This is a genomic window from Emcibacter nanhaiensis, assembly GCF_006385175.1.
GTDB lineage: Bacteria > Pseudomonadota > Alphaproteobacteria > Sphingomonadales > Emcibacteraceae > Emcibacter > Emcibacter nanhaiensis.
In genome coordinates this window covers 770,292-782,241 of sequence record NZ_VFIY01000018.1, presented here as the reverse complement: position 1 = coordinate 782,241, position 11,950 = coordinate 770,292, and the positions used below count along the sequence as shown (strand labels likewise).

The following is an 11,950-nucleotide window of genomic DNA, read 5'->3' as shown; positions in this document are numbered from 1 at the left end:
AGTTGTAATTGGGGCCGGTCTTCAGGGGGTCTCGACGGCCTATTACCTGAGTAAAGCGGGTCTGGAGGTCACTGTTCTGGAGCAGCAGGCAACGGCGGGTATGGAAACCAGCTTTGCCAATGGCGGCATCCTGACCCCAAGTATGTCCGATCCATGGAATGCGCCGGGATCATGGCGGGAAATGCTCCTGACCATGGGACAGGAGGACAGCCCGTTGCTGATCCGACCCAGAGCCCTGCCTGGAATGATCGGATGGGGAATAGGATTTCTGCGAAACAGTAGTCCGGCGATTTTTCACCGCAATACCCTGAATAACTTCATGCTGTCCCATTACTCGGTGCAGATGATGAAGGAGATCCGCCGGGAATCTGATATCTCCTACGACTTTATGCCGAGCGGTACACTCAAGCTTTTTTCCGATGAAGTTATATTTGCCAAAAAGTTGGTTCAACTCGCGCCGCTTGCGGCGCAAGGGTTGAAATTTAAGCCCATGACGCCTGCCCAGATTGCCAAACTGGAACCCATGCTGGCGCAAGGTATCGACCGGATCGCCGGAGGCGTATATTTCCCTGATGACGAAAGCGGGGATGCACATAAATTCTGCCAGGCGTTAATGGCGGAGACGAAGCAACGCGGTGTGCGCTATCATTTCAATTCCGCGGTCACCTCCTTGGAGCAACAGAATGGCAGGATAAGTGCAGTCTGTTGCGGAAGCGCGATACATCAGGCAGATCTTTTTGTGCTGGCTGCGGGATGTTACTCAAGTGGTTTGCTCGGGAAAATCCGTGCGCGTGTCCCCATACAGCCCGTCAAGGGCTACTCCCTGACGTTTGCCGGAGATGGTGTTAAAGATATGCCCCGTATCCCGGTGGTGGATGATGAACTTCATGCCGCCCTGGTGCCCCTCGGCAAGCGGTTCAGGATTGCCGGCACAGCTGAGTTTGCCGGGTTTGACCGGACCCTGTCAAAGGGGAGGGTGGACAACCTGCGGGATGTAATTGCCAGGGTTTATCCTTCCTTGCTGGATAATTTGCAGGACAAGACTGGTGAGGCCTGGACCGGGTTCAGACCTGTTTCTCCGGATGGTGTCCCTCTGATTGGCAGGCTTGGTGCTGAAAATCTGTTTATCAATGCCGGACACGGGCATCTGGGCTGGACCATGGCGGCGGGATCCGCCCGTCTTCTGGCAGACATCATGACCGGGCAGGAGCCGGAGATAGACAGCCAGGCGTACAGGCCGGGCCGATTTTAGAGATCGGCAAAATCATTTACTAGCCAGGAGGGCGCCAGGTGAGAAGAGTATTTTATCATTATCTGATACCGGGACTGGTCTTTCAGTCGGTGGTCATCGGTGGCGGCTATGCCACCGGACGTGAACTGGTGGAGTTTTTCCTGTCCAACGGTCCCTTGGGCGGGTTGTGGGGCCTTCTGGTAACCTCAGCAATTTGGAGCATTGTCCTGATGCTGACCTTTGAACTGGCTCGCCTTACCGGTTCATTCGACTACAGGTCATTTTTCAAGGTTTTGCTCGGCCGTTTCTGGTTTTTATATGAAATCCCCTTCTTTCTGTTGGCGTTTCTGGTGCTTGCGGTGCTGGGTTCGGCCTCCGGCAATATTTTTGCGGAAAACTTCGGAATCAATGAACTATACGGCAGCATCGGTCTGATGGCCGCCATTGCCGTCCTCGCGTTCCAGAAAAGCGATGTCATCGAAAAAGTGATGGCCAGTTGGGCGATCGTATTATATGTGGCTTACGGTGTCCTGATCTTGTGGGGAGCCATGATCTTCCAGGATCGTATTGTCGAAAATTTCACTGCTGTCAGCGAGACTGGGGAGTGGTTTGAGGACGGGTTTAAATATGCGACCTATAATATCGCCGCCATTCCGGCCATTCTTTTCGCCCTTGGCCATCTTGGCAGTCGGCGCGAGGCTTTCACGGCAGGATTTCTGGGCGGTCCCCTGGCTATTTTGCCAGCGTTTTTCCTCTATGTGGTGATGGTGGGATTCTATCCACAAATCAACGGCGTGGCGGTTCCCCTGAAGTATATCCTGGATGTTCTTGACGCCCCCTGGTTCAGTATCTTTTTTCAGATTGTCATCTTCGGGACGTTTATTGAAACCGGAACAGCCCTCATTCACATGCTGAACGAGCGGATTGATCATACCCTGCAGGAACAACAAAGAACCATGCCAAAAAGTTTCCGGCCCGCCATCGCAGTGGTTGTCACTGCCGCGGCGGTATTCGTTGCGGCAAAGGTGGGGATCATTTCCCTGATCGCCCAGGGATACGGTTTGCTCACATACGGCTTCATCGCTTTTTACCTGGTGCCGGTCATGACCGTGGGGGTGCGAAAAATATTCCGGCCGGCCACGTTGCAGGTTCACAATTCCGATCATATCGATCAGTAAAACTTACAGGAGTTTGTTTTAATGACTATTGAAAGACTAGGGCGGCCGCCGGTACTGGCTGATGGCACCGTTGTTCCTCTGTCGCCGGCCATAAAGGCGGGAAACAATCTGTATCTATCCGGCGTTTTGCCCTTTCGCGCGGATGGAAGTTTCGCCGAAGATGATATTTCGGCCCAGACGCGACAGTGCCTTGGAAATATGGAAGCTGTGCTCAAGGCGGCTGGCGCAGGTCTCGAGGATGTGGTCAAGGTCACGGTCTGGCTGGTGCGGCGGGAAGACTTCAGGGCGTTTAATGCGGTCTACAGCGAGTTTTTCGCCGATTGTCCTCCGACGCGTTCTACGGTTTGTTCCGAGCTGATGGTTCCCGGCGCTCTTATTGAGATTGAAGCGGTCGCCTATCTTGACCGCGTTTGAGGCGAAGGGAGGAGAAGGGAATGCAATTTCTTTCAAAATTACAGGGCCCGACGGCTATGAGCCGTCGGGATGACGTTGGTGTGACTGAAAGATCTGATAGAGAAGCAGCGCGGTACGCTTTGTTGCCTTTCTGAAACCTTCAGTATCGAGCCACTCCTGGGTGGTATGAGAACCTCCTCCCCAGGGGCCCAGTGCATCGATGGAGGCCACATGAGGCGCGACAAAGGAGATATCACCTGCTCCCCGGTCACCCGGCTGGTTCGGTCCGACCGGCCCGTACCCCAGTTCCTGGCTCACCTCGTCAAGAACTCCAAGAAGTCGCTTGTTTTCTGGTGTAATCGACATGGCCGGGTAAAGATCGGTAAAGGTGATTTCGGCCGATGTATGAGGCAAATTTTCTTCAATAATTTTCCGCATTTCCGCCCGGGCGTCATCCAGCTGCTCACGGGAGATGAATCTGAGATCGCCCCGGCTCTCGACAACCTGCGGAATGATGTTGTCTTTACCGGCCGACGTCCAGGTCGCGGATCCGGCATCAAATCCCGCTGATGTCCCGCCGGCAATCACTGCCGGGTTCAGAGTCAGGTTTGGCATGTTTTGGGCGAATTTATGAAATTTTTTCAGGATCCTGGCGGTTTCATATATGGCGCCGTCACCGGAATCTTCGGAGAAAATTGTGCTGGAATGCGCCCGTTTGGCGGACACTCCCAGGGACCACAGGCTTGCTCCGCGCCGGGCGATCACGGCCTGGTCCTGCTGTCCCGATTCAAAGCTGAGCGCCATGTCGGATTGTTTTGCGGCGTCAATAAGCTCCCGACGACTGAGAGAGAGGGGGGGACCCACATTTTCTTCATCGCCGGTCAAAAATATTTTTATGGATTTTCCATCCAGTATGCCGCAGGCGTGAAGGGCTTTGAGAGCATAGAGCATGACAACGTCGCCGCCTTTCATGTCAACTACACCCGGACCGGTGATGTGGTTCCCCTGATGGGTGAATTTCTGGAAATCGCTGTCCTTTGAAAAGACTGTATCCAGATGGCCGATCAGCAGAATATGCGGTCCGTCTTCTCCTTCCCGTTGGGAATAAAGATGGCCGGCCCGCTTCATTTCGAATGGCATTTTTATCCAGAAATTCTTAAACCCGAGTTTTTCGAATTCAGCGGCAAACTCCTCTCCCACTTTTCTTACCCCGGAAATATTGCGGGTGCCGCTGTTGATATTGACGACTTTTTCCAGAAAACTGATTTGTTCTTCAAAATGACGATCAATATAGCTGAGGACCTGGTCTTTCTCCTGCAGGTCTTCGGCGCAGTTGGCCGCAAAAGCCGGGAGGAAGAACACAAAAGCGACAAAGAAAGATCGAAACCCGGTCATTTTCAGTTCCCCTGTTCCAGGATTTGGGCAAGGATTTTCGGGTCTTCGGGCAGTAAGCCCGCCTTTGGAAGCCTGGTCACCATCTCCTTCCAGTCAGGCCATAGCCTGAAGGCTTTCCGGAACAGCGGCAGGCTCTCCTCAACCCTGTTAAGTTCTGCCAGGGTTACCGCATGCCAGAAAAGAGCTTCATGGTTGCCCGGGTCCATTTTTTCGGCTGTTCGGTAGGCCTCAAGCCCTTCCTCGATGCGCCCTTCCACTACATACCTGTCTCCCTCATTGAGAAGCCGGTAGGTCTTTGCGACCGAAAGAAGGCGTCCGAGTTCCTTGAGCGGTGTTTTGTGGTCATCAACCCGAAGGCTGTATACCCAGCCCTGCCAGAGGGGTACGCCTTTATCGCCTTTTACCACCTGGAGGGACGCGGATTGTCGTCCCCGGATGTCGCCCCCTTCTTTTTGGGCCGCCTCAAGGGCCGCGTACATGCGATCGGCAAGCTCGCCGGAAGTGGCTTCGAAAGCCTGCGCCATGGCGGAACAAACAGTCGAGTTTTTCATCATGTTTGCCTGAACGGAGTAATTCTCGCCAGAGATGTTGCAGGCATTCTGAATGTTTTTGCTTCCGGTATGAGACGCTACGTTGCCACTGGCATCCAGCATGGCGACCTGACGTACCGAGGCATTGCTGTCAGCGGCAAGAAGGCCCTTGAGGGCCTGGGGCGCTGTCTTTCCGGCCTTCATCATCTCGAGCCCGAGCGGTGCATAGGACGGATCGGTAAAGGATTGGGTGGCTACCACTCCGACACCGGGTTCCGTCCTGATGACACGTACCCCGACGGCGAACCAGTGCGTCTGGACGGCGGCGCCAAGTTCCCCGCTTTCTGGATCACGGGCGATGATTGAGAAGGTGTTGGTCGGTCGAAGCGGCCGGTTGAGATGCGCCTCTTGAGCAAGGACGGGCGACCATGAAAAGAAAGCAGCCAATATGGTCAGCTTGATGAGAATAGTTTGGTGGAGGATGTGTTTCATGGCTGATGTCTCCTTAGGGTGTTTAACCGGTTGAGGAGGACTGGCTCCTCAACCGGTGGGCTTTTACAATTAGAATGCGCCTTTTACGTTCAAACCGATAGTACGGGGCCGGTTGGTGGCATATCTCTCTAGGCCGGGGACTTCCGCACCAAGGGAAATAACCTCGGACAGGTTCGCCTGCTTGTCGAACAGATTACGGACAAAAAGGGCGATATCCCATTCCCCAAACCTGGCGCCAAGCCTTGCATGAGCCAGACTATAGGCATCCCGAACGGCACTCTCAGGGGTGAAAGTCGGGTCGTTCTGGTATTTGGAAAAACTTTCGCCCGTGTAAGTATAGTTGATGCCGATATAAGCCTCGTCGGCAAATGAAACGTCGAAGCTATAGTCGAGCGCAACATTGGCCGTCCATTTCGGTGTGTGGCGCAGGCGGTCGCCGGGCACCGGGACAGTGCCGGGCACATGTGAAGTGAATTTTGCATCGGCATAGCCGATCCCCGCTGAGAGTTGCAGGCCGGACGTGATCAGCGCGGAAAGCTCAAGTTCAAAGCCGCGGCTTCTCGCCTTGCCGCCATTTACAACACGACCGAAGCCACAGGTGAAACTCTCGGAGAGCTGAATATCCTGCCAGTCGATCTGGTAAAGGGCACCGTTCACCTTGACCCTGTTATCTGCCCAGCTTGTCTTGGCGCCAGCTTCGTAGTTCCATAAGGAATCTGAATCATAGGCAGAGGAGGGCGCGGCTACTTCCGCGCCGCAGAAGTCCGGAATAAAGCTGGAGATGCCGCCGAGCCGGTAACCCTTTGCGGCAGTGGCGTAAAGCAGGACATCATCACTTATCCGGTATTCTACGAGAAACTTCGGGTTGAACCCCTGTTCCGTAGTGGTTCCTTCGGTGACGGCGCCTGACAAATCCGCCGCGATGCCTTCGCTCAGGGAATAAAGATCAATGGAGACATCGAACCAGCGCCCGCCTACGGTGACGGTCAGGTCATCGGTGATATCCACATAAAGCTCGCCAAACAGGGCGACCTCCCGTGACTTCGCCCTGGAAGTTCCTCTGTAGATGAGATCGGTGCCGAAGATGTCCACGCCCGGGAGGCCGATATAGTCAGCGAAACCGGCGTTGAAACCTTCGGGCAGCGCTTCGGAGAAACTGTTTTGCTTCGCGTTGTTGTAGTATCCGCCGATAATGAAATTGAAAGGTCCGTCCAGCGAAGAAGCAAGTCGTATTTCCTGGGTCCATTTTTTCAGGTTGATGGCCTGATTGATCTCAGTCGGGTAGACAAAACCGCCAAAGAAGGCCCCAATCTGGTCGGAGAACTCCTCATTTTCATTATAGTCCTGATCAAAATAAGAGGTTATTGAAGTCAGGCTCGTCCAACCAAGGTCATACTCCGCGGTCAGGGAAAGGTGGGTCCATTCATCGTCGAGAAATTCGGGAATAGTATAGGTTTTGACCTGATCATATTGCCCCAGTTCACTGGACCAGGACGCTCCATCGGAGCTGGTGTCCTGAACGGCGGCCTTGACAATGATTTCCAGGTCGTCATTAGGTGTTAATCCGAGCGATGCCTGAATGCCCTTGATTAGTTTATTGTCGACATTTTCCACCCGGTTCATAACGGAGGGGTTTGCGTTGTTGGGGAAGACCTGGTCGAATACGCCGGATTCATCTTCGACATAGCCGGCGATCCTGAGGGCAACCTTGTCTTCTTTCAGGGGGAAGTTGCCGACCCCTTCAAGTTTATAATTCCAGCCACCCTGGTTTGTATTCGAGAGGGTTGCGTTCAGCAGGCCCTCAAATTGCGTGCTGTCGGGCTTGTTGGTGATGATCCGAACCGTTCCCCCCATGGAACTGGCGCCATACAAAGTCCCCTGCGGGCCGCGAAGCACCTCGATCCTTTTTACATCCACCAGACGGGGGTCAACCCGGTTGGGGATCGGGGTTTCGTTAACATAAAAGCCGGTTGTATTGCTGCCGGAAATGCCGCGAATGGCAAAGCTGCGGGCGTTGCGTCCATCGCCGGCGCCACCGTAGCCGAAGGAAAGACTGGGAACCGCTGTGGCAAAATCCTCAAAGCCCTGAGCACCCATCCTGTCTAGTTCCTGAGTTCCGATAGCCGAGATACTCATGGCGACATCCTGCAAGGACGTGGATTTTTTCGTTGCGGTCACCACAATCTCTTCCAGCTCAGTAGCGACATTGTCCGAAGTGTTTATATCGGCCAGTGCCGTCGAGCACGACAGGGCTGTGGAAATTGACAGAGACCATAAAATAGCAGTTGAGAGGTGTAGGCGTTTTTCCTTCATGATTTTACTCCCTAAGGACAGTGGTTATTATATAAAAATGACATCAGATTTAAATATCTTCAGAAAATCTAACCTCCTTTTCTGTCCAGACGTTTTTAACGCTGTAACATGTGTTTCTGGAGGCGCTGTCAACCGGATACAGATGTCAGCGCTCTGGCGACATAAGGTATATTTTCACGGTTTAGGCCGGCAACGTTGATCCGGCCATTGGCTGGCATGTAGATTGAGTAACTGCGTTGCAAAACAGAAACCTGGTCTTCGGATAAGTTCAAACGGGAGAACATGCCGTTTTGTCCGGTGATGTTTCCAAGACCGTCGTTGGTTCCATAATGGGCAAGAGCGGTGTCCAGGTCTTTGCGAAGAAAAGTAATGCGGGAACGCATCTCATCAAGTTCCCTTTGCCAAGATGTGCGCAGGGTCTGGTCCTCAAGTACCGTTGTTACAAGGGCGGCGCCGTGAGCTGGCGGCATGGAGTAACTCTGCCGCGCAATTCTAGCCATGTTGGATTCGACAGCTTCTGCCTGTTTAACAGTGGGGGATTTGATGATCAGGGCGCCCACGCGTTCCCGGTAAAGGCCGAAGTTTTTAGAGCATGAATAGGACAGCAGGACTTCGGGAAGGCTGGCAAAAAGCTTGCGTGTCAGACCAGCATCCTCTTCGAGGCCGTCGCCAAAACCCTGATAGGCCATGTCAATAAACGGTAGCAGGCCTTTCTGTTCGATGAGGGAGATCAACGCCTCCCAGGCTTCGGCTGGAATGTCAGCACCCGTGGGATTGTGGCAGCAGGCATGGAGCAGGACAATGTCGCCTGCTTCGGCCTGCTCAAGGGACTGCAGCATGGCAGTGGTGTCCACCTGTCCAGTTTTGGGGCAATAATAGTTATAGCTCTGTGCGTGTAGCCCGGCTGCTTCCAGGATCGGCACATGATTGGCCCAGGTTGGATTGCTGACCCATACTGTGGCGCCGGGAGTGCTAGTCGCGATCAGATCAAAACCCAACCGCAGGGCGCCGCATCCGCCGGGCGTCTGCAGGACCGACAGCTTTCCTTCCAGTTGATTGGAAAGATCGGTGCCAAGTGCCAGATTCCTACACGCCCTGGTAAAGCCGGGCCAACCGGCGTGTGAAATATAGGATTTGCTGGCTTCCTGTTGAGCGAGGCGAATGTAGGCTTCTTGGACCGCCTCCATGATTGGGGTCCGGCCATCAGCTTGTCGATACACGCCGACCCCCAGGTCAACCTTTTCGACCTTCTGATCAGCTTCATAGAGAGTCGCTAGCCCCAGTATCGGGTCTGTGGGTAGTACAGACAGAGACGAGAATATCGGTGATTTGTATCTCTGTGAAATATAGTTTCTCATATTATAAAAAGGATGCGAGTAGGTAAAGATGGTCATAATAAGTAGCCTTGATTTTACGTGTCGCTGTTCTCGGTATTCTCGCAGGCAATGAGGGCTGAAACCCGTGTAGCGCCGCTAAAGTGTGAAAGAGCTGTGAGAGCGATTCTTTCACCGTTTTACTGGTGAACGTAGTATAAATATAAAAATGATATCATATTCATTAATAACTGGTAGTCAAATTCCTTTTTGGGAGTAGGTACTCGATAGGTTGCATTTGGTGCCGACAAGCATGCCCTTCACATCTCTAATGTGGCAAACGATATAAAAAGCTCCATAAAAATGTTCAGCTAGTATTGGTTTTTCTGCAACACAGGAAGGCGCGACGGGAATTGAACCGTGAAAATGCGTTGAAGAATCGATCCAGATTGATAGTTCCCGATCAATTCTTGCCTAGGATATGAGCCTATCACAATGCTTCGGCTATATTCTCAAAAATTGGCGACTTCTAAGCTTGAGCCTGACAATATCTTACAGATTAGCCCTGCTACGCTCCATTGGTTCTTTGATGTTGATTGTCAAAGTTGCTAGCCAGAGCGCGAGGAATGTATGGCAGAGATGCCTGCCTGGGGAAGGTGTTCGCGTGATTCCGTAGAAAATATTCAACAAATCGTAGCTACGAGATATGGCGAATAATTTCGGTGTTGGTTTAATCTTTATTAAAAATTTAAGTAGTCGAGGGGGGCGTTGATAGAGCCCAAGTTTAATATAACGGCTATTTGGAAAGCGGACTTAAGGGGATGCGGTTGTACTTTGTCTTGTTTTACCGTTCCATGCTTTAGCTCAATTGTTCTCCGATGCTGGTTTATTTATGTGCCAAGAACAGCTGCAAAAGTCCGTTTCTCAAAATATCCCCAAAAAATCAGTCGAAGGAACCGAGTAGGGCTATTTAGGTAGAAGATATGGGCGTCTCAACTCAGGCAGATAACATCCGCACTGCAGACGCTGTTGGTCTGGTACTGTAGGCGGAATTCTAGCGTGGAGAGTATTAAGTGTCTAGTGTGGAGAGTATCAAGTGCAATGTATTTTTTCCAGTCCTGAAGGATTTCTTTGGATATTATGTTATCGAGTATAAATTTCTGGTTTTGACGGATATTGATGGTAATCTTCTTGCCTCCAATCCGCGCTACACAGATACTTTTTCCGCAAAATACTCCGATCCGCCCAGTGAACCGGAGAAGGAAGTTTTGCCCAACCTGACTGCTGAGGAAGTCGTGAGTGTAAAGAATCAGCTTTTGGGCGGCACTCCTGAAGAGAAGGTGTCAGAACAGAAAAATCAGGATGGAGTTGTAATTTCAGTTCAATGGCAAAGCTTCAGTTTTGCGCTGAGAGGGCAGAAGTATTTAGTAAAAGTCGGTGCCAACGTGCCGGCAATAGAAGTTCTCCGTCAGGGGTTGCAGAAGTCGGGGGAGGGTGCTGGGGTAGGTTTCTGGCGTCTGGAAAAAAATGCGAGGAAGGTGTACTGGTCACCCGAAGTATATGAAATTCACCAAGTTCTTGCACAGGAATTTAATCCTACCAAGGAAAATATCAGTGGACTTCTCGGTGAAGCTGATTGGCGGGAACTCGAAAACAGCATTCACGAGGCATTTGGAAAAGGCAAACCCTTTGTTCACGCTTTTTCCATAAACGGTCTGGGAGGCGGCGGCAAACATATAGAAATCAAAGGGGGGCCTGAGATCGGTGTCAGGGGGCACGTGAAAGCCGTGTCGGGGACTGTTCGGGAAAAAACCCGCGAGACCGAAATGGAAGTCAAGTACGCGGATGCCAGAGAAAAATTATCGCTGGTAGAAAATTATATGAAGAATCTGGAAAGGACTCTCGACTATCATGCCCTGGTTTCGATCACGGATACGTCTGGTAATATTATATTTGTGAACCAAAAGTTCTGCGATACTTCCGGATATTCCGCCTCAGAATTAATGGGGCGAAATCACCGCATTCTCAAATCTGGAAAACACAACCCGGGATTTTATGGAGAGATTTGGAAGTGCATTTCCTCGGGGGAAGTGTGGCAAGGGGAAATCTGTAATCTGAACAAGACGGGAAGAGATTATTGGGTGTATTCAACAATCGTTCCCTTTCTGGATGAAAATTCCGCTACACCAACTCACTATGTGTCGGTCAGAACCGATATTACCGAACAAAAGAAATGCAAGCAGCGACAGGATGAACTGATGAGGCAGGCGCTGGAACTCAGCCGAGTAAAAAATGATTTTCTCGCCAATATGAGCCATGAGTTGCATACGCCCCTGAATGCGATCATCGGATATTCTGAAATGATCATCGAAGAATATTTTGGCAGTCTGGGGCATGAAAAATATATGGAGTACATCCAGGACATTCATAGCAGTGGCGAAAAGCTTCTTGACCTTGTTAACAATGTTCTGGAAATTTCCCAGCTTGAGACCGGGAAATATGAAATTGCGCCGGCACATGTCCGTCTCGGAAGAATCCTTCAGGATAAATATGATAAATTTGCTCCTATGGCCGCGGCCAGAGGCATAAAACTCGCTGTTGAAAACCCAGAACAGATTGACGAGGTTTGCATAGATGAGGTAGCCGTTCGGCAAATTTTGTCCAATCTCCTGTCCAATGCCATCAAATTCTCCCTTGATGGCGGCTATGTTTCCCTTCTTCTGACCAGTGATTCCTCCGGATGCCTTGTGTTTAATATCCGGGATAAGGGGATTGGCATGAGCCGGGAGCATGTTGAATTGGCTCTACTTCCCTTTGGGCAGGTGGAGCCCGCCCAATCACGCAGTCATGAAGGAGTTGGCCTTGGATTGCCGCTGTGCAAGCATCTGGTTGAGATGCATGGGGGAATATTGGTTGTTGATAGCGAGATCGGGAAGGGGACCGAAGTGAGAATTCAGGTTCCCTACGATGATGTATCCATCGCTTACACATCGGCCGATGTGAACTTGAGTTGATTTGGGGTGCAGATTCATGTGGCGACATTGCAGGAAACAGGAGTCTTGGTTCAGTAGAAAACACGCTATTGATTTATATTGTAGTTGTCAA

8 protein-coding genes are annotated in these 11,950 nt (G+C 51.6%); 4 read left to right on the top strand and 4 right to left on the bottom strand.

Annotation, left to right across the window (positions count from 1 at the left end; genetic code table 11):
• The 3 genes from FIV46_RS17795 to FIV46_RS17785 all read left to right on the top strand — a co-directional run.
• Positions 1-1,252, top strand: a 1,252-nt coding sequence (locus FIV46_RS17795; protein WP_139941545.1) for a D-amino acid dehydrogenase, incomplete at its 5' end; no start/stop codon positions are given.
• Positions 1,253-1,290: 38 nt separating this feature from the next.
• Positions 1,291-2,409 carry a hypothetical protein gene (locus tag FIV46_RS17790; protein ID WP_139940899.1) on the top strand — a complete coding sequence of 373 codons (1,119 nt, stop codon included), beginning with the start codon at positions 1,291-1,293 and terminating at the stop codon, positions 2,407-2,409.
• Positions 2,410-2,430: 21 nt separating this feature from the next.
• On the top strand, positions 2,431-2,823 hold the full coding sequence (locus FIV46_RS17785; protein ID WP_139940898.1) for a RidA family protein: 393 nt from the start codon (positions 2,431-2,433) through the stop codon (positions 2,821-2,823).
• A 54-nt stretch (positions 2,824-2,877) separates the two neighbouring features.
• Here FIV46_RS17785 and FIV46_RS17780 read toward each other — a convergent pair whose 3' ends face one another.
• The 4 genes from FIV46_RS17780 to FIV46_RS17765 all read right to left on the bottom strand — a co-directional run bounded on the left by FIV46_RS17780 (position 2,878) and on the right by FIV46_RS17765 (position 8,926).
• A complete protein-coding gene (locus FIV46_RS17780; RefSeq protein WP_219846080.1) occupies positions 2,878-4,197 on the bottom strand; it encodes a M20/M25/M40 family metallo-hydrolase in 1,320 nt (439 codons plus the stop codon).
• Between the two features lie 2 nt (positions 4,198-4,199).
• Positions 4,200-5,219 (bottom strand): DUF1028 domain-containing protein, encoded by a 1,020-nt coding sequence (locus FIV46_RS17775; protein WP_139940897.1) that lies wholly within the window; start codon positions 5,217-5,219, stop codon positions 4,200-4,202.
• Between the two features lie 69 nt (positions 5,220-5,288).
• Positions 5,289-7,532, bottom strand: coding sequence for a TonB-dependent receptor (locus FIV46_RS17770; RefSeq protein WP_139942257.1), 2,244 nt, complete (start codon positions 7,530-7,532; stop codon positions 5,289-5,291).
• Positions 7,533-7,660: 128 nt separating this feature from the next.
• Positions 7,661-8,926 (bottom strand): amino acid aminotransferase, encoded by a 1,266-nt coding sequence (locus FIV46_RS17765; RefSeq protein WP_219846187.1) that lies wholly within the window; start codon positions 8,924-8,926, stop codon positions 7,661-7,663.
• Between the two features lie 992 nt (positions 8,927-9,918).
• Between FIV46_RS17765 and FIV46_RS17760 the strand changes: the two genes are divergently transcribed.
• On the top strand, positions 9,919-11,859 hold the full coding sequence (locus FIV46_RS17760; RefSeq protein ID WP_139942256.1) for a PAS domain-containing sensor histidine kinase: 1,941 nt from the start codon (positions 9,919-9,921) through the stop codon (positions 11,857-11,859).
• Positions 11,860-11,950: the final 91 nt, after the last annotated feature.

Coding starts and splice junctions, on each gene's coding strand:
- FIV46_RS17770 (WP_139942257.1), bottom strand. CDS start 7,532: ATGAAGGAAAAACGCCTACACCTCTCAACTGCTATTTTATGGTCTCTG.
- FIV46_RS17780 (WP_219846080.1), bottom strand. CDS start 4,197: ATGACCGGGTTTCGATCTTTCTTTGTCGCTTTTGTGTTCTTCCTCCCG.
- FIV46_RS17775 (WP_139940897.1), bottom strand. CDS start 5,219: ATGAAACACATCCTCCACCAAACTATTCTCATCAAGCTGACCATATTG.
- FIV46_RS17785 (WP_139940898.1), top strand. CDS start 2,431: ATGACTATTGAAAGACTAGGGCGGCCGCCGGTACTGGCTGATGGCACC.
- FIV46_RS17765 (WP_219846187.1), bottom strand. CDS start 8,926: ATGACCATCTTTACCTACTCGCATCCTTTTTATAATATGAGAAACTAT.